General features: G+C 64.1%; 17 protein-coding genes. 5 read left to right on the top strand and 12 right to left on the bottom strand.

Annotated elements, in window-relative coordinates:
* Positions 1 to 261: 261 nt before the first annotated feature.
* From LB547_RS09150 to LB547_RS09120, 6 genes are all read right to left on the bottom strand, one after another.
* Entirely contained in the window at positions 262 to 540 is a 279-nt protein-coding gene (locus LB547_RS09150; RefSeq protein ID WP_140501090.1) for a helix-turn-helix domain-containing protein, read from the bottom strand.
* Positions 509 to 784, bottom strand: coding sequence for a BrnT family toxin (locus LB547_RS09145; RefSeq protein WP_140501088.1), 276 nt, complete (start codon positions 782 to 784; stop codon positions 509 to 511). Before LB547_RS09145 ends, LB547_RS09150 begins: the two co-directional genes overlap by 32 nt.
* 327 nt (positions 785 to 1,111) lie before the next feature.
* The gene (locus tag LB547_RS09135; RefSeq protein ID WP_140760657.1) at positions 1,112 to 2,791 is read right to left on the bottom strand and encodes a vWA domain-containing protein; all 1,680 of its coding nucleotides are present in this window, start codon (positions 2,789 to 2,791) and stop codon (positions 1,112 to 1,114) included.
* Between the two features lie 89 nt (positions 2,792 to 2,880).
* Positions 2,881 to 3,843 (bottom strand): GlxA family transcriptional regulator, encoded by a 963-nt coding sequence (locus LB547_RS09130; RefSeq protein WP_140501084.1) that lies wholly within the window; start codon positions 3,841 to 3,843, stop codon positions 2,881 to 2,883.
* A 55-nt stretch (positions 3,844 to 3,898) separates the two neighbouring features.
* Positions 3,899 to 4,798, bottom strand: a complete 900-nt coding sequence (gene folD, locus LB547_RS09125) for a bifunctional methylenetetrahydrofolate dehydrogenase/methenyltetrahydrofolate cyclohydrolase FolD (RefSeq protein ID WP_140501082.1) — start codon at positions 4,796 to 4,798, stop codon at positions 3,899 to 3,901.
* Between the two features lie 240 nt (positions 4,799 to 5,038).
* Complete coding sequence (locus LB547_RS09120) at positions 5,039 to 7,633, bottom strand: GumC family protein (protein WP_140760652.1); 2,595 nt, start codon at positions 7,631 to 7,633, stop codon at positions 5,039 to 5,041.
* Between the two features lie 199 nt (positions 7,634 to 7,832).
* Between LB547_RS09120 and LB547_RS09115 the strand changes: the two genes are divergently transcribed.
* The gene (locus tag LB547_RS09115; RefSeq protein WP_140760649.1) at positions 7,833 to 9,128 is read left to right on the top strand and encodes a lipopolysaccharide biosynthesis protein; all 1,296 of its coding nucleotides are present in this window, start codon (positions 7,833 to 7,835) and stop codon (positions 9,126 to 9,128) included.
* Positions 9,129 to 9,174: 46 nt separating this feature from the next.
* Here LB547_RS09115 and LB547_RS09110 read toward each other — a convergent pair whose 3' ends face one another.
* From LB547_RS09110 to LB547_RS09100, 3 genes are read right to left on the bottom strand one after another with little or no spacing between them, the layout of a single operon-like run.
* Positions 9,175 to 10,104: a DUF6492 family protein gene (locus tag LB547_RS09110; RefSeq protein WP_140686545.1), complete on the bottom strand. Its 930-nt coding sequence runs from the start codon at positions 10,102 to 10,104 to the stop codon at positions 9,175 to 9,177.
* Positions 10,101 to 10,895, bottom strand: a complete 795-nt coding sequence (locus LB547_RS09105) for a WecB/TagA/CpsF family glycosyltransferase (RefSeq protein WP_140625623.1) — start codon at positions 10,893 to 10,895, stop codon at positions 10,101 to 10,103. Before LB547_RS09105 ends, LB547_RS09110 begins: the two co-directional genes overlap by 4 nt.
* The gene (locus LB547_RS09100) at positions 10,892 to 12,064 is read right to left on the bottom strand and encodes a glycosyltransferase family 4 protein (RefSeq protein WP_140760647.1); all 1,173 of its coding nucleotides are present in this window, start codon (positions 12,062 to 12,064) and stop codon (positions 10,892 to 10,894) included. Before LB547_RS09100 ends, LB547_RS09105 begins: the two co-directional genes overlap by 4 nt.
* Positions 12,065 to 12,235: 171 nt before the next feature.
* Here LB547_RS09100 and LB547_RS09095 point away from each other — a divergent pair, with 171 nt between their 5' ends.
* The 3 genes from LB547_RS09095 to proC are packed head-to-tail and all read left to right on the top strand — an operon-like array spanning position 12,236 to position 15,424.
* Positions 12,236 to 13,234 (top strand): glycosyltransferase family 2 protein, encoded by a 999-nt coding sequence (locus LB547_RS09095; RefSeq protein ID WP_140760644.1) that lies wholly within the window; start codon positions 12,236 to 12,238, stop codon positions 13,232 to 13,234.
* Positions 13,203 to 14,549: an O-antigen ligase family protein gene (locus LB547_RS09090; RefSeq protein ID WP_140760641.1), complete on the top strand. Its 1,347-nt coding sequence runs from the start codon at positions 13,203 to 13,205 to the stop codon at positions 14,547 to 14,549. Before LB547_RS09095 ends, LB547_RS09090 begins: the two co-directional genes overlap by 32 nt.
* 59 nt (positions 14,550 to 14,608) lie before the next feature.
* Positions 14,609 to 15,424 carry a pyrroline-5-carboxylate reductase gene (proC, locus tag LB547_RS09085; protein ID WP_140501067.1) on the top strand — a complete coding sequence of 272 codons (816 nt, stop codon included), beginning with the start codon at positions 14,609 to 14,611 and terminating at the stop codon, positions 15,422 to 15,424.
* 10 nt (positions 15,425 to 15,434) lie between these two features.
* On the opposite strand, the gene LB547_RS09080 is transcribed toward proC, so the two are convergent.
* From LB547_RS09080 to LB547_RS09070, 3 genes are all read right to left on the bottom strand, one after another.
* Positions 15,435 to 15,827: a type II toxin-antitoxin system VapC family toxin gene (locus tag LB547_RS09080; protein WP_140501065.1), complete on the bottom strand. Its 393-nt coding sequence runs from the start codon at positions 15,825 to 15,827 to the stop codon at positions 15,435 to 15,437.
* Positions 15,827 to 16,069 carry a type II toxin-antitoxin system VapB family antitoxin gene (locus LB547_RS09075; protein WP_140501063.1) on the bottom strand — a complete coding sequence of 81 codons (243 nt, stop codon included), beginning with the start codon at positions 16,067 to 16,069 and terminating at the stop codon, positions 15,827 to 15,829. Before LB547_RS09075 ends, LB547_RS09080 begins: the two co-directional genes overlap by 1 nt.
* A gap of 67 nt (positions 16,070 to 16,136) precedes the next feature.
* Positions 16,137 to 17,450: an NAD(P)H-dependent oxidoreductase gene (locus LB547_RS09070; RefSeq protein ID WP_140672507.1), complete on the bottom strand. Its 1,314-nt coding sequence runs from the start codon at positions 17,448 to 17,450 to the stop codon at positions 16,137 to 16,139.
* A gap of 586 nt (positions 17,451 to 18,036) precedes the next feature.
* Between LB547_RS09070 and LB547_RS09065 the strand changes: the two genes are divergently transcribed.
* Complete coding sequence (locus LB547_RS09065) at positions 18,037 to 19,443, top strand: PTS galactitol transporter subunit IIC (protein WP_140501059.1); 1,407 nt, start codon at positions 18,037 to 18,039, stop codon at positions 19,441 to 19,443.
* Positions 19,444 to 19,499 lie beyond the last annotated feature (56 nt).

The following is a 19,499-nucleotide window of genomic DNA, read 5'->3' as shown; positions in this document are numbered from 1 at the left end:
CAAAGCCGGTTATTTTGTTGCGAAGATTAGGATTTCTGAGATCGGACGTGGCCGAAAGGGCAAAGCACAAGGCTTTCCGTAAATAACTCGCCCCACTGTGCTTCTCGAATGCAACTGCTCTCCGCTGGCGGCGTACGCTAGCTGTTCATGATTCCTCCGAATCACCACAAAATCTCAATTTTTCGTCAGCTCGCCATATGGGCAAATTCGCGAAGCTGCCGAAACTACGACATGCAAGCCGAAACTCCTCGGTGACGCCAGCTATGCGACGGCCTTCGCCACCATGTCCGGATGCTGACCGATCACGCGCACATAGGCGATAGCGAAATCCGGCGCGGTTGCCCGCGCCTGCTCCCAATCGCGTAGCGTGCCGACCGGAACCCGGAAGCGGCTGGCGAACTCGGACTGCGACAGGCCAAGCCCGGTCCTCGTCTTGCGGATCAGGCGGGCGCGCTGGCCCCGGTCCATCGCCCCAGCCGTCACGTCGAAGTCATCGGCGTCAGCCGGGTCAGCAGGTAGCGAGATATGCTCGTTCTTCACCCTTGTTGCTCCTTCTCACTGAGATGAAGCGGGGCTGTTCACCCCGCCAGACGAAGACGCCGGTGAACAGCTTCTCCCCGACGATGCCGACCACCTTGAACCGTTCCTCGCCGTCGATCTCTCGGATGGAGGGGATAATGAGATGGTTGTCGTCCTCAAAAATCCGATCGCCAAAGGCCAGCGGTAATTTGTGCTTTTCGCGATTCGCCGCATCCTTGGCAGAGTCGAACCTGTCCTGCGTCATGAGCTACAATCATACGGGATTTCCGTATAGATCGCAAATCCCTTTTCACTCGTGAAATGTCGAGGGTTTTAGGAGCGCGACAAACCCACAGAGGAAAGGCGCTTAAACCGCTCGGTATGGTAACTGGAGCCGCTGGGTAAACCTTCGCTCGGCCGGCTAAAGCGCCGGCGATTTCGGGCAGCACATTCATCGCATCTCGGCCATGGTCGAGCTTTCAGCACGGCCGGAATGTCGTAGGTGTCGTTGATTGACTTGACGGTTCGCCAATCGAGACCGGCCTGGTAGGCCGGCTCGTGGGCCGCCCCTTCTGTTGCTGACAACCAAACCCTACTGAACCGTGATCTCGGCCCGTTCGCCAGCCTTGACTGTCACCGGCATCTCCTTGTCATGACCCTCATCCGACATATGCCGGACGACGACATAATCGCCGGCGGGGATCGTCTGCTGCCAGTTGTCGCCGTAGTTGAAGCCGAGCGATTTGCGCTTGCCATCGATGTCCTTTTTCGACGAAAACACCTCAATCGAATAAGCGCCGGGCGCCGATATTGCGAGCACGCCCGCATCGAGCACGACCTTCACGTCCTGGCTGTCGCCGGGCTTGATGCTGAAAGGCTGCTCGACGACGGCGAGATCGAGCGTTGTCACCGCCACATAGTCGTCGGGCGGCAGCCAGAACTTGCTGTCGGCCCCATAGGAGTGCTCGACGCTGTCGCGGCTGCCGTCGATCTTCTTCTTCGCCTTGACGATCTCAAAGCCGATGGCCGAATTGTCGGCCTTCTCGCCGCCAGACGTATAGTAGGCATTGAGCATGGCCTGGCCGACGCCGACCACGACGTCCTTTTCTACGGTCTGCCCGGCGGCGAGCTGGATTGTTTCCGTCACCGTGCCGGCACCGATCTGCACCGTCACCTTCTGTTCGCCCGCCGGCACGATGGCCTGGGTGTCGCCGTAATGGGTGGTGCTGCCACCGGGATAGGCGAAATCGACGCGGGCTTCGCTGCTGATCTCGGCACCCTGGCTGGCATGCGGGTGAATGATCAATGTGCCGGCGTTCAGGATAAAGAGCGGTTTTTGGACCTGGCCGGCCTCGATCTTGACCTTCTGCTCGACCTTGGCTTCGTCGTCGCGCGCGACGACGATATAGTCGCCGGGATCGAGTTTGCCGCTATAGCTGCCATATTCGGTGGTGACAGACTCGCCGCGCGAGCCGTCGGGGTTGGCTTTGTAAATCTCCCAGGCATTGCCGTCGGTGATCGGCTCGCCGCCTTCGGCCATCACCACGGTCGGCTGGAAATTGAAAGCAGGCCTTGCAGGCTCCGGCGCAGGCGCTGGCGCTGGCGCCGGTTCGGTTGCCGGCGCCGGCGCGGGGGGCGGTGACGGCGCCGGTGCGGCGACGGTTTCGACCAAAGCTTGCCGCAGCGCCTTCTCGTCGGACGCCTGGATGTACTTGCCGCCGGTGTTGTCGGCGAGGCAAGCGATCTGCTTGCCTTCGTCGGCCGTAAGGCCAAAGCCGACAACGTCGGCTGTGAAATCGACGCCGGACGATTCGAGTTCCTTGCCAAGCGCGCAAGGATCGCCGCCACAGGTCTCGAGCCCGTCGGTGATGAGAATGACGGTCGCCTTGTCCTCGGTGTATTTCAGCGCTTCGGCCGCCTGCTTGACGGCTGATGTCAGCGGCGTCTTGCCGAGGAATTTCATGCTGTCGGCCGCGGCCGAAATCGCGCTCGCCGCGCCGGCCTGCGGCGGTACGATCAGCTGGATGTCCTCGCAACTGCCTTTCTTGCGATGGCCATAGGCCATGAAACCGAGTTCATCGTCGGCGGGAACCGATTGCAGCACGCTTCTCAGCGACTCACGGGCGATTTCCAGCTTGGGCCTGCCGTCGATCTGCGCCCACATCGACCCTGAAGCGTCGAGGATGATGATGAGCTTGTTCGCGGCAAAGCCGAATGTCGTCATCGACAAAAGGAGAAACGCCGCAGCGACGCTCCGTGCAAGTCCCGCCATCAAAATCTCCTGAGTAGCCGCCCCGTCCGCCGGCTGAAGCTATTTGAGCCCACCCTGGGACACAAGCCCGGACGCGGCTTGTCCGCGGCTTAGTAGGTGGTGCGGCGCTCTTCGGAAGGCGGGCGGCCAAACTGCAGCCGGTAGCTCTGGGCAAAATAGGAATGCGAGGTGAAGCCGGTGGCGATCGCCACATCGAGGATCGGCATGTTGGTCTGGCGCAACAATTCGCGCGCCCGCTCCAACCGCAGCCGCATGTAGTAGCGGCCGGGCGTGACGTTGAGGTGGCGCAGGAACAAACGCTCCACCTGACGCACCGAAAGGCCGGCCGATTTGGCGAGCTGCACCGCCGAGAGCGGCTCGTCGAGATGGTCGGCCATCAGCTCGACGATGCGCCTGAGCTTCTCCGACTTGCCGGTGAGATCGCGCTCCGGCCCGACGCGCTGGCGGTCGCCGGCCGAGCGGATGCGCTCGTGCTGGAACTGGTTGGCGACGCCATTGGCGAGGTTCGAGCCGAAGTCGCCGCGCACGATCTCCAGCATCAGGTCGATCGAGGTGGTGCCGCCGGCGCAGGTGTAGCGCTTGCGGTCGATCTCGAAGACGTTGCCAGTGCAGTTGATGTCGGGAAAGCGCTCGACGAAGCCGGCGCGGTTCTCCCAATGGATGGTGCAGCGATAGCCGTCGAGCTGGCCGGCCTCGGCCAGCAAATAGGATCCGACCGACAGCGCGCCGAGCGCATTGCCGCGCCGGCCCCAGCTGCGCAGCGCCGCCAGAACCTTGCTCTTGCCGGGAAACTCCGTGGTCAGCCCGACCGAGACGAAGAGGATGTCGACCGGCGGAAGGTCGGCAACCGCATAGTCGATCTTGAGCGGCAAGCCGTTGGACGCCATCACCGGATCGCCATCGGCCGATACCGTCGTCCAGCCGTAGAAATCGCGGCCGAGCAGCCGGTTCGCCGAACGGAACGTGTCGATCGCGGCGGCCAGCGAGAACATGGAGAACTTGTCGACCAGCAGGAATGCGAATTGCCGGCCGCCTTGAACGGGATCATTCATGACCGGCCGTTCCAAGGGAATAGTTGGGTTCGGCAAAGCTGCTGCTTTCTGGTGGTCAGAAGGAGGGCCGTTTCAACCCGGCCGCAAGGTAGGCGGAGGCTAACGTATTGGCCATCAGCATGGCAATGGTCATCGGCCCGACGCCGCCGGGCACGGGCGTGATGGCGCCGGCGGCCTTCGCCGCTTCGGCATAGGCGACGTCGCCGACGAGGCGGGATTTGCCCTCCCCCTTCTCCGGGGCCGGGATGCGATTGATGCCGACGTCGATGACGGTTGCGCCGGGCTTCACCCAATCGCCCCTGATCATCTCCGGCCGGCCAACGGCGGCGACGAGAATGTCGGCGGTGCGGGCCAGCCCCGGCAGATCCTTCGTGCGGCTGTGCGCGATGGTGACGGTGCAATTGGCGGCGAGCAGGAGATTGGCCATCGGCTTGCCGACGATGTTGGAACGGCCGACGACGACGGCATTGAGGCCCGACAGATCCTTGCCGCGCACGCGCTCGATCAGGAGCATCGAGCCGGCGGGCGTGCAGGGAACGAAAGCGGTGTCGAGTTCGCCGGTGCCGAGCTTGCCGACATTGATGAAATGGAAGCCGTCGACATCCTTCTGCGGCGCGATCGCCTGGATGACCTTGCCGGCGTCGATGTGGGCGGGAAGCGGAAGCTGCACCAGGATGCCGTTGATGGCGGGATCGGCGTTGAGGTCGGCGATGATCTTGAGCAGCGCCTCCTGGGAGGTGTCCGCCGGCAGCGTGTGCTGGACCGAATGAAAGCCGCATTCCTTGGCGGTGCGGGATTTGGAGGCGACGTAGACCTGGCTCGCCGGATCCTCGCCGACGATAACCACGGCGAGGCCGGGCTGGATCTTGCCCTTGGCGACAAGCTCCGCGGTCAAGGTCTTCACCGTCCGCACCACGTCTTCGGCAACGCTTTTGCCGTCAATCACTTCGGCCATATGAATCACCCCTCGATACGTTCCGCCAAACCGGCCGCGTCTGAAAATGCGGCGCTTTGGATCCTTTTCTCAATCGTGTGCCGAAGCCTGCATGACCCGGCCAGCCGGGCTGCGTCTCCGGCAAGACACCGCGCGGCATTTTGACGAAAATTCGAACACGCAATCCCGTCAAAGCGCCGTCCGATGCCGTTTACGCGAAACCGGCCCGCTTTTGTTCGACACAGGAGACTATCTTGTGGCTCAGAAATAGCGGCGGCCGGCGCGGCTCTCGGTAAGCTCGCGAACAGCCTCGCGAAATTCGCGCAGGCTGGCGCGAATTTCCTCGATCGACGCCTGCTCGGCGCCCTTCTCGGCGGCGGCGGGCTGCTCCAGCGGCGCGGCGGGATAGGCCGACGGCTGAGCCGGAGCGGGTGCGGCCGGGTAGGGCATGGGCGCGCCATAGGGCGCCGCGGCCTGGGGATGGCCTGCCGCCGACCGCGTCTGCCAAGGCTGCATGTGCGGATAGACCAAGGGCTGCGCATAGGGATGGGACGAGGCCGGATACATCGCCTGCTGCGGCACCAGGGGCGACCGCAATGGCGGTCCCATGGGCCGCGTATAGCCGGCGTCCGCGTCTGGCTGAAAAGATGGCCGCGGATAGTCTGGAGCTGGCGGGCGATGTCCAATGGCGGAATCCGGAGCCGGATAGTCGGGAAATGCCGGAGTGCTCGCCGGCCGGCCCTCTTCGGCGACAGCGGCCGATGCAGATGCACCGGGAAACGCATCGTCCTGCGCCTCGGTGCCGGGCTTGCGGGACACGGCTTTGCGCAGCCTCGACATCAGCAAGCCGATCCGGCTTGGACCCTCGGTGGCAGCGGCTCCGGGCTGCGCGGCAAGCGGCGGCACTGATGCTGGTGGCGGCGGCGGTGATTGCGGCGGCGATGCTTGCGGTATCGGCGGCGCCGGCGGAGGCGGCGCCCGGAATGCCTGGTCATCGAGCGGCGCCCGGCGTTCGTCCATCTTGCGGTCACGGCGGGATCGTGACCCGGCGGTCTCACGCAGGCTTTCATAGGCGCCGCGCATGGCGCCGAGACCGACGCCGGAGGCAAAGCCCAGCAGCAGGCCGGCAAGCGCCACCACGGCGCGCGACGGCCCGTTCGGCTCCAGCGGAATGGAGGCGGGCGAGATGACGCTCATATTGGCGGTGTTGATATTCTTCTGCTCGCCGGTCTCCTTGGCGCGCAGGAGATATTGCTCATAGACCGAGCGCTTGGCCGAGGCCTCGCGTTCCAGTTCGCGCATCGAGACAAGGTCGCTGTTGACGTCGCCGCTGCGCACCTTCATCTGCGCCAGGCGGGAAGCAAGGTCCTGTTCGAGCTGGACCGAGCGTTTCAGGTCAACCTGCAGCGACGACGCGATGCGGCTGAGTTCGGCGACGATGCGTTCGCGCGCGCCGGTGAGCTGGGCCTCGAGCGCCTGGCGCTCGGGATGGCGCGGTCCGAGCCGGACCGCTGCCCGATCAGCCTCCTGTTTGAGCGTTGCGTATTGCGAGCGCAGATCGCTCATGGAGTTGGAGTTGATCTCTTCAGGCAAGGTGCCGCTGAGCACCGAATTCACGTTGACCTGACGTGCCGAGGCCGCGCGGGCGTTCAGCTCCAGCGTGCGGGCGCGGGCGACGGAAAGCTGCTCGTTGAGCTTGAGCATCTGGTCGTCGCTGATCAGATGGCCCTGCGCGTCGACAAGATCATGGGTGGCCCTGAAATCCTCGACCTTGCGCTCGGCGGCTTCGACGCCCTTGCGCATCTCGTCGAGTTTCGCCGTCAGTTCGTTGTTGGCCCGGCCGGCAGTGTCGGACTGGATTTCACCCGAAGTCTGCAGGAAAACCTTCGTCATCGTTTCCGCGATGAGCGCCGATTTCTGGGCGTCCTGCGTGGTGACGCCGATGGTGATCACGGAGGTCTTGCCGCCGCGCTCGACCGAAACGCTCTCGGCCAGGTTGACGATGGCAAGGGAAAGGCGGCGGGATTGGTCGACACCGCCCGGTCCGTCCTGGCGCAACAGGATCGAGCGGATCAGCGACATGACGCCCAGGCCGCCATTGCCTTGGCCGTTGAACTCGGGGTCGTCGACCAGGTCGAGCTCCTGGACAACCTTGTTCAACACGGTGCCGGAGGTCAGCAACTTGATCTGGTTCTCGACGTTGACGAGCGCCGCGTCGGGCATGACCACCGCCTGGGTGAGATCGCGATCCGTAAGCTTCAGGTCGCGCGGGTCGACGATCAGTTCGGTGGTGGACTCGTATTTCTTCGGCGTCGACAGGGCAATCGCAACGCCGAGCGCCGCGCCCAGTACCGTCGTGGTGATGATCAGCGCTTTGGACCTGGCGACGCCGCGAACCACCTGCATCGGATCGATCAGGGGCTTCCATTGCTGGCTGTCGGCATCCTCGCCAGGAGATGTTCCCGCTTCGCTCGCGCTCAGCGGTTCGGATGTGCTGCGCGGGGAATCAACGCTCGAGGCGATCTCAGGAACCGTCTCTTCATACGGCATCGCCGAGTCCGAACCGCCGATACCGGCCCCATCGTGCGAACGCGAAATGCCGGCGGACGCCGGAGCCGGCTCGCCGCCCGGCTGCAAGCGTTGCGTTGCGGTGGATGCGGAAGGCGCCGGATTCATCTTCGCCTCGCGCTGCGAACGCGCCAGGCGATGACGTGTGGCGGCATCCTCGCGCCATGACGGATTTGCCCGATCCCCTAGCGAGACCAGCGATGCCTCGTCCTCACCGCGCACGGCTTGGCCAAGCGCCAGCAAGGATCGCTCGCGCCTCCAGTCCTCACGATTTTCCCTGTCGCCCATTGTCGCGGAGCTTACTTTCAGCCGCCAGACAGCGGCAGTCGGCCATTTGTTAAGCCACGCTAAACAAGCATAGAAAACAAAAGGTTAATTTTAGGCGGCCGAAAGCATTGCTTGATGCCGGCTGCTTGGAATTTCAGCAGATGCAGGAAGATTTCAGAAGGGCACGTTAAACTTTGCCGCCTATGCCTTTCCCTGACCTATGACTGAGGCCAGCGACATACCGCAGAGGCGGCCCCTCGCCCGGATCGGCACCTTCGTGGCCGAAAGACGGGGGATGGTTCGCGACTATTTTTCAGCGATCAGCGGCGCCGGCGGGCGGCTGGTGTTTTCACTCGCCTACTTCATCGCCTTGGCCAATACGCTTTCCATCGCCGAGTTCGGCATGTTCGCCACCGCCTCGGCCGCCGGAGTGATGCTGTCGCGGCTTCTGGCCTTCGGCTTCATCTCGGCACTCTACCGCACCGCCACCATCCGCCCCAACCTGATTGGCACCTTCACCGCAGGCTTCCTGCTGCTGGGCATCGTCTCGTTGCCGCTGCTCGCCGCGGCCTCCTACATCGTCTACCTGATCTTCTTTGCCAGCACCGTGCCGCTGCCGGTGTTCGCGGCAATCGTCTTTGCCGAGGCGCTTCTGTGGCGGCCGGTGGAGGTGGCGCTGATCGTCAACAACGGTCTCGGCAAATTCGGCCGTGCCGCCGTGCTGGCGATCCTGGCGACGGCGTTGCGGGCAGCCGGCGCGGTGCTCTTCATGTTCTGGGCGCAACACAGCGTCTGGGTGTGGTCCTGGTTCTATATCGGCGCGAACGCGGCCTCGCTGCTGGTCGCGTTCGGCCTCTTCTATCCGCGCCAGCGGCTGCGGCTGCGCGGCGAGCTCTATCTCAGGCGGCTCGCCGATTCGATCTACGTCGCCGGCGCCGAGGTGTTGTTCTACCTGCAGATGGAGTTCGACAAGCTTCTGGTGCTGGCGATCGGCGGGCCGCACCTGGCCGGCATCTATGCCATCATCATGCGGCTGGTCGACCTGACGGCGATCCCGATCCGCACCTTCTCCATGATGCTGGTGCAGCGCATGATGCGCGCCCCGGAGCTCTTGTCACGGCTGGCGGTCAAGAGCGGCATCGAAGGCGGCGTATTCGCGGTCTCGGCGCTGGCGCTGCTGGCGCTTGCCGTGGTGCTGCATTTCTTCCCCGGGGCGCTCGGCAAGAACGTCTCGGAGGCCGCTCCCCTTGTGGCGCTTGCGATCGGCGTTCCGGGACTGCGCAATCTGGTCGAATACCAGGCGGAACTTCTGTTCGCGCGCGGCCAGACGCTGGTGCGGGCGCTCAATCTCGGCCTGCTCGCCGCTCTCAAGGCGCTGCTGCTGACCTATGTGCTGACAACCATTGCCGACACATCGAAGCTGGTGCTGTCGCTCAACGTCGTCTTCCTGCTGCTCTATCTCGCGTCGATGCTGCTGACCTATTCGGCGCTGCGCAAGCCGGCGAAGGCGATCTGATCCTTCATCCGGGCAGTCTTTCCGAGAACCGGTTCGCTTTTCAGGATCAGGGTCGGTCGAGCCCGATCAGCCGGCGGATGCGGCCGGTATCGGTGCCGATGAAGGACTGCATGCCGATCGCCACCTGTTCGGGCGCCATGGCGGCAACGAAGCGACGGAATTCATCATCCGACAGCGCCTCACCGGTCCAGTGGACGCGGCAGAATTCTTCCGAGCCATGGAAGTGGCCAGCGCCGTCCAGCAGATCGTCGACATAGCGGCCATAGATCATGCATTCGGAGAATTTGCGCGCCGAGCCGACGACCTCGACCCAGTTTCGGCCATGCACCTCCTCGATCCGACTGCACATGGCCAGCACGGTGTCGCGGCGCCAGGCGATCAGCGTCGAAATGTAATCGTGAACCGAATTCCTCGACGGATCGATGCCGAGCGCGGAGCCGGCATTGCGCGACCATATGCGATGCTCGTCATGACCGTCCTGCGCAAGCACGCCGTCACGGCGGAACAGCCGCGCCTTGCCGTCGCGCCAGAACGCGCCGCAATCGAAAGGCTTCAGGAAGGCGACGTCGGAATCGCAGAAGACCAGGACGTCCTGGCATGCGTGCGCCGCAACGGCGATGCGGCGCAGTTGCTGCACGTGCCAGCCGCGGAGCGGCTGCGTCTTCAAGCTGAGCCAGACGCGCCGCCGGAACAGGCTGAGCGGATCGTCGAAGACATGCAGCCAGCGCGGCAGCAGCTCACGTTCGTCGACGACGGAACGGTTGGCGCTCTCCAACCGTCGAAACAATTTGACGTCGCGGCCTTCGACCAGAATGTAGTGATGCGCGACGCCCGTGACGTGCCGGTCGAGGGTTTCGCAGAGCAAGCGGCAACGCTCGAAATCCGGCGCATAGCTTGCCGTCACCATGGCTGCCGTCGGCGTTGCCCGAAGCAGTCCGGGTTCGGCGATCGCGCCCGGAACGAACCTCTCGTTCAACGGACGTCTCCGGCGGCTTGGGGCCGGTTCAACAATTTCTGTTTGAGGACCCGCCACAGGAACAAGGGGTTGCCGACCACATAGCGGCGCCAGAGCCGTCCCGGCTCGACCGCCAGCCGAAACAGCCACTCCAGCCTGAGGCGCCGTATCCACAAGGGCGCGCGCGGCACGGCGCCGCTGAGAAAATCCAGCAGCGCGCCGACCGCGACCGGCAGCGTGCAGTGGCGCTCGTCGATGTGCCGTTCGATCCACAATTCCTGGCGCGGCACGCCCATGGCGACCAGCAGCATATCAGGCCGCAGCGCCGCGATGCGTTCGATGATTTCCGGCTCCTGCGCAGCGGAGAAGTAGCCGTCATGGATGACCACGAATCTGTGCTGGACGGCAATCGCCGCGAGCTTCTTCGACGCGGCCTCGGCATTGACGCGCGTCGCGCCGAGCAGCCCCACGGTCAGCGGCCGGGTCACCGACCGCAGAAAGGCCGGCACGAAGTCGGTGCCGTTGAGATTGTCCGGGAACGGCGCGCCATAGAGAAGCTGCGCTGCGAGATCGACGCCGATGCCGTCCGGCAGGATGAGAAAATCGTCGAGCGCCTGGGCGAACACCGGATCGGTGTAGGCGAGATTGGCGTTATGGGCGTTGAGGAAGCTGACCTTGGTGAAGCGTCGTTCCGCGATCAGCCGCGTCAGCAGGGCGATCGCGTCGTCCCAGCGAATGGCGAGCACGGAGATGCCGAAGATCGTCTTCAATGTGTCGGGCCCGAACGAGGCGCGGGCGGCGTGCATGTTCATGCAAACGCCTCCTGCATGACCGGACCGAGCTTCTCCAGGCCAAACCGAATGGCGGCGTCCAGCGCCTTGAGCTGCCGGCGGTGGAACGCGCTGCCGTCGACGTCCGTAATATCGGCCGCCGCGGCCTCCAGCGCCTTGGCAAAGGCGACCGGATCGTCGGTGACGGCGCAATTGACCGGGCGATGGTCGATGCCGCGCAGCGCGTGGCTGGTGGCAACGGCGGGCAGGCCGAGCTCGAACGTTTCGATCGTCTTCAATTGCACGCCGCTGCCGGCGGTGCTGATGAGCGGGATGACGGCGCCGCCGCGTATGAAAGCCTGGGCGTCCGGCACGCGTCCGACGAAAGCGACGCCGGGATGCGTCGAGGCGATGTCAGACGGGATGCTGCCGGCGATCCTGATGCGGAAGTCTGGGCGCAGATGCGGCACCACCTTGTCCAGGAACCAGCCGAGCCCGATGCGGTTCGGCTGCCAAGTCCAGGTGCCGATCAGCGCCGCGTCGCACTCGATCCTGCGCCGACCGCTGTGCGCCGGTGGCCTGGCGCCCGTCACCAGCGGCAGCACCGCCGAGCGGTCGTCGGAGGCCGCGCCAAGTGCCGAACGGTCTTCCTCGGCCAGCGTGAAGACGAAACGCGCGCGGCGGCACAGACGCTCTTCCACGCTCTCGAGCAGCCTTGCCTCGCGGCGGAATAACAGGCGCTGGAAGATGCCCGGGGCGGCAGCGGCATTTTCCCGCGCCGAAAGATGCTCGACATTGTGGGCGACGAAGATCGAAGGCCGCTCGTCGAAGAGTTTTTCGAAGGCGCCGGCGAACTGCACGGAATTAAGCACATAGCCGTCGAAGGGGCCGGCGCGCTCGATGGCGGCGAGGACTTCGGCATCGGAGACCGCACGCAACTTGGCCGACGCGAAGGTGAGGCCCGAAAGCACCGCCTTGCCCACCCAGGCAAGCTTTTGTAGCGCTGAAGCATTTTCGGTGCGCACGTCGACGGCACCCAGCACGATGGTGTTTTCAGGATCGGCCGCGGCTTTCCCCGGCCAGATGAAGCCGATGACGGTGACGCGCGCGCCGGCGCGCCGCAAGGCAGCGATGATTGCAGCATTGGCGATCTCGTAGCCCGATGCGAGAGCGCCATCGGGCACGATCGATGTGGCGAACAGCAGATGCATCTCACCTATCCTGTGGTGCAGCCGGTAGCAAAGCGCGGTGAACCCTTGATTAAACGCGCGCGCATCGACGACCCAAAACCTCGGCTTGAAGAGCCACTCCGTGAAAGGTGATTAACGAAACGTTATCGTCATGGTGCTAACAGAACTCGACCCACCATGCGGCTGACACGGATGATCCCTTTGCCATCGGACGGTTCGGTATCGATCGCGGGACGATCCCCCCGGCTTGACACGGAGGGCGTCGAAGCCGTCGTCACCTTGCCGACCTTCAAGCGGCCGGACCAGGTCCTGCAAACGCTGGCGTCGCTGCGGGCACAGCAGACCGGCAGGCGCTTTGCCGTCATCGTCATGGAGAACGAGGCCGAGGCGCGTGCCGGCGCCCAGGCGTCGCTGCCGCTGTTCGAGCGCGGCGACATACCGGGCATGGTGATCATCGCGCATCAGCGCGGCAATTGCAGCGCCTACAATGCCGGCTGGCAGACGGCGATCCTGCATTTCCCGAATTTCAGGCACCTGCTGGTCATCGACGATGACGAGATAGCCGATCCGCACTGGCTGGAACGGATGTGCGCGGCGGCCGAGAGCCTTGGCGCCGATGTTGTCGGCGGTCCGCAAGTGCCCGACTTCGCCGATCCCGCCCATGCGCGCTGGGCCAAGCATCCGGTCTTCGCGCCGCCCTACCGCAAGACGGGCCTCGTGCCGGCGCTCTATTCGTCCGGCAATCTCCTAGTGGGGCGCAACGTGCTTACCGCCATGGGGCCGCCGTTCCTCGACCTGAAATTCAATTTCATGGGCGGCGGCGATTCCGACTTCCTGAGCCGGGCGGCGCAGCGCGGCTTCGTGCTTGGCTGGTGCGCCGAGGCCAGCGTAACCGAGACAGTCCCGGCCCGGCGGGTCGAGGCCGACTGGATCCGCGCCCGCAGCCTGCGCAACGGCGTGATCTCGACGCTGGTCGAAAAGAAGAAACGCGCCGGCACCCCGCTGGCCGGCGTCAAGGTGTTGCTGAAGAGCCTGGCCCTGCTTGCCGCCTCGCCATTTCGCGGCGCCGCCAGGCTTGCACGGACAGGATCGCCGGCGGCCGCCATCTACCCTGTCCATGTGGCGCTGGGCCGCGTGCTGGCCGAATTCGGATATGCCAATGAGCAATACCGCCAGCCTGAAAAGAACTGAGCGCGCGCCGCTCAGCGCCGCGTTCACACGCGACGGCGTGGCAACCGCGATCGCGGCGCTGCTGTTCACCGTCATCCTGATATCCTTCCGCCCGTTCCAGCCCGCGGGCGCGGAACTCACCGGCGAAGGCGGCGACATCGTCAACCAGCTCGGCTTCGGCTCGCTCGGCGCCGTTTCCATCTTTTCGCTGATGGCGTTCGCCGAGCCGCGCATCGTGCGTTCGCTGCTCAGCCCTTCCTGGATGCTGATGCTGGGTTTCTTCTTCCTGTCGGTGGTGCTGGCGACAGACCCGCCCTCGGCGATGCGCGCCGCCTCCTTCACCATGATCGGCATCCTGACCATGGCGACCATCCTTGTGCTGCCGCGCGATGCGGACTCCTTCTCGAAGGTCATCATCTTCACCGCGGTGGCCGTCATGGGCCTGTCCTATCTCGGCCTCATCGTCTTTCCGCACGAGGCAATGCACACGGCCGATTCGCAGGAACCCGAACATGCCGGCCTGTGGCGCGGCGTCTTCACCCACAAGAACATCGCCGGCCCGGTCATGGCCTGCTTCAGTTTCGCCGGCCTCTATCTCTTCCGGCGCGGGCAGCGGTTCTGGGGCGCCGGAATTTTCTTCGCGGCGATGGTGTTCATGCTGCACACCGGATCCAAGACCACGGCCGGCCTGGTGCCGTTCTCGATCCTGATCGTCATGTTTCCAAGCATCGTCGGCATGCGGCTCGGCACGCCGATCCTGTTCGCGCTGGCGATCATCGCTACCGCGGTCGGCACGCTGGGCATCGTTTTCCTGCCGCCGGTGAAACAGCTGGCGGCGATCTATTTTCCCGGCCTGACCTATACCGGGCGCACCACGCTCTGGGAGTTCGCCGGCGAGATGCTGGCGAAGAAACCGTGGACCGGCTACGGTTATGAGAGTTTCTGGGGAACGCCGCTGCTGCTCAACCAGGATCAGCCCTTCGACCGACCGTGGGATATCAGGACCATCGTGCACGGCCATGACGGTTATCTCGACATCGCCGTGCTGATGGGCATTCCGGCGCTTTGCGTGGCGGTCTACACTTTCCTGATCGCCCCTTTGCGCGACTACATGCGCATTCCCTTGCGCAAGGAAAACATCTATCTCGGCGATTTCTTCATGATGGTGGTGCTGTTCGCCGCGCTCAACGCCTTCCTAGAAAGCTTCTTCTTCCACCGCGGCGATCCGGTGTGGCTGTTCTTCGTGCTCGGTGTGCTTGGGCTCAGACAAGTTTCGCTGCGCCCGGTCGCGCTGCGCAACGCCGGTCGTGGCGCGCGATTGGGCCACTCCACCTGACAGGGCTTCCCCGTTGATCCGCGAGCGTTTATGTGAAGCCTTTCCTCGGAGGGCTTTCGATGACGATCAGGCTTGTTCTCGCCGGCTGCGGCAATATGGGTTACGCCATGCTCTCGGGCTGGCTGAAATCCGGCAAGCTTGCACCGTCGTCCGTTTTCGTGGTCGAGCCCAATGCCGACCTGCGCCAGCGCGCGGCCGCACTGGGATGCGGAACGGCTGCCGACGCCACCGATATCCCGGCCGGTGCCGTGCCTGATCTCATCGTCATCGCCGTGAAGCCCCAGGTGATCCGCGACGTCACCGCCGCTTACAAACGTTTCGGCGAAGGGCGCACCACCTTCGTCAGCATTGCCGCGGGCACGCCGGTCGCCACCTTCGAGGAAATCCTGGGCGACCGCGCGCCTGTTGTGCGCTGCATGCCCAACACGCCTGCTTCCATTGGCAAGGGCATGATGGTGGTGTTTTCCAATCCGCTGGTTTCCGACGACACCAAGCGTTTCGTCGCCGACCTCTTGTCGGCCAGCGGCGAAGTGGCCACCATCGACGAGGAGGGACTGATGGATGCGGTGACCGCCGTGTCGGGATCGGGGCCGGCCTATATCTTCCATTTCATCGAAGCGCTGACCGTCGCCGCCGAGAAGGCGGGCCTGCCGGCGGCGACCGCCAGGCTGCTCGCCATGCAGACCGTCTATGGTGCCGCCTCCCTCGCCGCCGAAAGCGGCGAGGAGCCGGGCCTGCTGCGCCAGCAGGTGACCAGCCCGAACGGCACGACGGCGGCGGCGCTTGGTGTGCTGATGGGCGAGGACCGGTTGACCAATCTCCTCACGCAAGCGGTGGAAGCGGCGCGGCTGCGGTCGATCGAACTGGGGAAATAGAGCAGACTCCCTAGGCCAGATCGGTATGCGAGAAGTCGTTGCCTTTGTAGAGCAGAGCAGAGCCACGACTCTTTGCGCATGCATAGGACAGGCAATCGGCCAGGTTGAGTTGGGCGGGATGCCCGCGTCCTTTTCCATAGTCTGAAAAAGCTTGGACCGCGAGCTTGGCGTCGCCGGCGTCGATCGGAACGATTTCGATTTCGGACTCGCGCAGAAAAGCCTCTATCGCCACTTCAGCGACAAGCGGCTCAACGGCCAGCATAGTTGAAAGCCGCATAGCCGCTTCGAGCACCACCAACGCGGAAGTAATTTTGCGAGGTGCTACCGCGATGCGGTTGCTCCACTCGCCAGCATCTCCCTCTCCCGAAAGAATTGCGACGACCACCGAGGTGTCGACAAACATCAAGAGTGGCCCCACATCTCATCGATCTCATCCTTGTCTACGGGCCGGCCGCCATGACCAGCTCTGGCTTTGAGTTCATCAGCGATGGCAGCCAGCCGCTGCGCCAACGGAGCGCGTCCACTTTCCCGTTTCAGTTCGGACTCAAGAGCTTCGATCACCGCCTCGGTCATCGAAATCTTGCGTTTGGCGGCGAGCCGCTGTGCCAGCTCACGTGCACGCGGGTCCCTGATCTGGAGGTTCATTGGTCGATCCTCAGCGTCATCTGCCATTACAATATAGTGCATCTGTCATGACAGCGCCACAACGGGCTTATTTTTCGTACAGCATCTCATCCTGCAGCCGGCGCAGAGCGAACAGTCTCGTCGCCCGGTCGGGTGCGGCGTTGTCGGCCGTCAACAGCTCGCCTTTCCTCACCGGTTTCAGCACCTTGCCGCCCTCGAGTAGGCCGACCGGCACGGCACGCCGGGCGCGAGCGTCTTCGACGGTCATCGTCCAGGAGCGATAGCAGGTCTCGCCGATCGCATCGAAGGTTTCGCCGGCGGCCAGATCCCGCTTGGCGACGGCGCATACCTCGGCGACCGGCCTTGGCAGCGGCACCATGTCGGGCTTGCCGAAGAGCACGATGCGGGCCGCCGTCAGCGGCACTTCCAGCGAGGTCAAATGGTAGGGTCGGAACAGGCTGTAATAGGGACCGTGGCCGATATGCAGGTCGTCCATGCGCTCGACGATGCGCGGGTGGGTCGCCTCGACGATGACGAAGACACCGGGTGCGACACCCTTGCCGATGGTGTAGTCGACAACGCCCTTTTTCGTGAGCAGCCCGCCATGCTCGCGCGGAATGAGCACCTTGACGAGGTCGTCGCGGTCGGCCTTCGGGCCGTGCATGCCGGGCACGTCGGGCACCAGCCCGGTGGCGTTGGCGATGGCGCACATCTCGACCATGGTTTTCGAACCGTCGACGAACTCGACCAGCATGCGCGGGTTCATGTTGCGGCGGATCGCTTCCTCGCGATAGTCGTCGGGCACGGCATCGTGGTTAAGCGGGTTGTTCTTGCCCTTGCCGGCCGAGACGATGGTCAAGTCCAGTGCGGAGGCGAACTCGATCAGCTCCATGCAGCTCGAGGGCTCGTCTCCGGCGCCGACCGAATAGACGACGCCGAGGCGATCTGCCTGCTGCTTGAGATAGCAGCCGATAGTGACGTCGGCCTCGACATTCATCATCACCAGATGCTTGCCATGCTGCATCGCCATCAGGTCGAAGTCGGCGGCGACGCCGGGCTTGCCGGTGGCGTCGATGACGACGTCGATCAGCGGATTGGTGACCAGCATCTCGTTGGAGGTGATGGCGATCTTTCCCGACTCGATCGCCGCGGTGACTTTCGAAGCGGTATCGGCTTCGACGGCCATCGCTTCGTCACCATAGGCGATGCGGACCGCTTCGCGCGCCGTATGCGGACGTCTTGTCGAGACCGCGCAGACCGAAATGCCGGGCATCAGCATGCCTTGCGTGACCAGATCGGTGCCCATTTCGCCCGAACCGATGACGCCGATGCGTACCGGGCGGCCCTCGGCGGCACGGCTGGCGAGATCGCGGGCGAGCCCGGTCAAGGCGACATTGGTCATGCGGGGATGTCCACAGCTTCCTGGTTCGCGTCGGATTAGCAGGGAATAGCTCCTCCTTGCCAACGAAACTGGCCTCGGCCCGTCAATTTCCCATGAAATCGCGCAGGACAGATGCGCTCGCCACGGTTCGGTTGGCCCAAAGACTGGGCTCCGAACTCGGCGACAAAGACCTGACGACTGCCAGTCCGCTGTGCCGGCAGTTTCTCCTGATAGGAATTTTTTCTTGACTGGGTGAGGGCAACTATGCTACATATTTGCCCATGGTGCTGAGTTGCGCCAAGGGCCCGCCGCACAGGCGGGTTTTTCCGTTCAATGGTCCGTCAAGAGCGCACAGGCGAAGGCTCCGTCAGCCCGGATGCCTTGGGTTCAAAGACTTGCCAATTGACATTGCCTTGAACTGCCTCAATAAAACATTCGTTCGCCAGCGAAGGCAAATGTTCATCCCGCATCACCGAGCGGGACGCATTCCGCCTCGCGGGCAGAACGGGGAGTGCCTTTGCGCCGAGGTTGGCGGCAAAGGCGTTGGAGGTCAACGGAGCATCATTTCGAACCCGGGGGTCGGGCTCGGTGCTCCAGGGGAGGACAAATGGATACTATTCTTGCGGGCCTCAAAGGGGCCATCGACACGCTCGGCGCAACAGTGCTGCTGCCGATCGTCATTTTCATCATAGCCGTCGTTCTGGGCGCAAAGGTCAGCAAGGCTTTTCGCGCCGCGGTCACCATCGGCGTCGCCTTCATCGGCATCAACCTCGTGCTTGGCCTGATGTTCACGTCGATCGGCGACGTCGCCAAGGCCATCGTCACCAACACCGGCATTCATCGCGACATCATCGATGTCGGCTGGCCGTCGGCGGCCGCCATCGCCTTCGGCTCGTCGGTCGGCCTGTGGGTCATCCCCGTCGGCATCCTGGTCAACATCGTGCTGTTGCTGACGCGCATGACGCGCACGCTCAATGTCGACGTCTGGAACTTCTGGCACTTCGCCTTTGTCGGCTCGCTGGTCGTGGCGGCGACCGACAATCTGGCCTACGGCATCGCCATCGCGGCATTGGTCGCGGCACTGTCGCTGCTGTTCGCCGACTGGTCGGCGCGCGCAGTGCAGCAGTTCTACGGCGTGCCCGGCATTTCGGTGCCGCACCTGGCTTCCGCGCAGATCCTGCCGATCGCCATCATCCTGAACTGGATCATGGACCGCATTCCCGGCATCAACCGCATCAACATCAACACCGAGACGATCGAGCGCCGGTTCGGCGTGTTCGGCGAACCTGTCGTGCTCGGCTTGATCATCGGCCTCGTGCTCGGCGCCATCGCCTTCTACAATGCCGGCGATCTCGGCACGGTGCTCGCCAAGGTGCTGGGCACCGGCATGACCCTGGCAGCCGTCATGCTGCTTTTGCCGCGCATGGTGAAGATCCTGATGGAGGGCCTGATCCCGGTCTCCGACGCGGCGCAGGAATTCGTGCGCAAGCGCACCGGCGACCGCGAGCTTCTGGTCGGCCTGGACTCCGCCATCCTGATCGGTCATCCCGCCGCGATCTCGTCATCGCTGATCCTTGTGCCGATCGCGATCATCCTGTCGGTGATCCTGCCGGGTAACCGCGTCATCCTGTTCGCTGACCTGGCGGTCATTCCCTTCATCGTCGCCATGACCGCGCCATTGGTCAAAGGCAATGTGTTCCGCATGGTGGTGATCGGCACGGTGACGCTGGCGATCGGCTTCTACGTCGCCAACGCGCTGGCGCCGCTGTTCACAAGTGCTGCCGTCGCCTCGGGCTTCAAGCTGCCGGCAGACGCGCTGCAGATCACCTCCGTCGTCGACGGCTTCCTGTGGGTGCCCTATGTGATCATCGAGGCGATCCAGGGACTTGGCCTTACCGGCATCGTCGTGATCGCCGTGGTCATCGCGGCACTGTTCGTCCTCTATCGCCGCAACACGCTCGGCTGGGAACGGGCAGCGGGCGCCGAGGACGAGCCGGCCGAAGGCACGGCCTGAGCCTCATCACGCCTGACGTTTGAAATGATCGTGCGCCCTCCCCGGGCGCACGATTT

Source organism: Mesorhizobium sp. B264B1B (assembly GCF_020165765.1).
Lineage (GTDB): Bacteria > Pseudomonadota > Alphaproteobacteria > Rhizobiales > Rhizobiaceae > Mesorhizobium.
Note: the sequence above shows the minus strand (reverse complement) of the source record. Positions and strands in the feature narration are given on the sequence as shown.

Excerpts from the sequence above, each read along its gene's own strand:
- LB547_RS09145 (WP_140501088.1), bottom strand. The coding sequence starts at position 784 with ATGACGCAGGACAGGTTCGACTCTGCCAAGGATGCGGCGAATCGCGAA.
- LB547_RS09135 (WP_140760657.1), bottom strand. The coding sequence starts at position 2,791 with ATGGCGGGACTTGCACGGAGCGTCGCTGCGGCGTTTCTCCTTTTGTCG.
- LB547_RS09130 (WP_140501084.1), bottom strand. The coding sequence starts at position 3,843 with ATGAATGATCCCGTTCAAGGCGGCCGGCAATTCGCATTCCTGCTGGTC.
- folD (WP_140501082.1), bottom strand. The coding sequence starts at position 4,798 with ATGGCCGAAGTGATTGACGGCAAAAGCGTTGCCGAAGACGTGGTGCGG.
- LB547_RS09120 (WP_140760652.1), bottom strand. The coding sequence starts at position 7,633 with ATGGGCGACAGGGAAAATCGTGAGGACTGGAGGCGCGAGCGATCCTTG.
- LB547_RS09115 (WP_140760649.1), top strand. The coding sequence starts at position 7,833 with ATGACTGAGGCCAGCGACATACCGCAGAGGCGGCCCCTCGCCCGGATC.
- LB547_RS09105 (WP_140625623.1), bottom strand. The coding sequence starts at position 10,895 with ATGAACATGCACGCCGCCCGCGCCTCGTTCGGGCCCGACACATTGAAG.
- LB547_RS09100 (WP_140760647.1), bottom strand. The coding sequence starts at position 12,064 with ATGCATCTGCTGTTCGCCACATCGATCGTGCCCGATGGCGCTCTCGCA.
- LB547_RS09095 (WP_140760644.1), top strand. The coding sequence starts at position 12,236 with ATGATCCCTTTGCCATCGGACGGTTCGGTATCGATCGCGGGACGATCC.
- LB547_RS09090 (WP_140760641.1), top strand. The coding sequence starts at position 13,203 with ATGAGCAATACCGCCAGCCTGAAAAGAACTGAGCGCGCGCCGCTCAGC.
- proC (WP_140501067.1), top strand. The coding sequence starts at position 14,609 with ATGACGATCAGGCTTGTTCTCGCCGGCTGCGGCAATATGGGTTACGCC.
- LB547_RS09080 (WP_140501065.1), bottom strand. The coding sequence starts at position 15,827 with ATGTTTGTCGACACCTCGGTGGTCGTCGCAATTCTTTCGGGAGAGGGA.
- LB547_RS09075 (WP_140501063.1), bottom strand. The coding sequence starts at position 16,069 with ATGAACCTCCAGATCAGGGACCCGCGTGCACGTGAGCTGGCACAGCGG.
- LB547_RS09070 (WP_140672507.1), bottom strand. The coding sequence starts at position 17,450 with ATGACCAATGTCGCCTTGACCGGGCTCGCCCGCGATCTCGCCAGCCGT.
- LB547_RS09065 (WP_140501059.1), top strand. The coding sequence starts at position 18,037 with ATGGATACTATTCTTGCGGGCCTCAAAGGGGCCATCGACACGCTCGGC.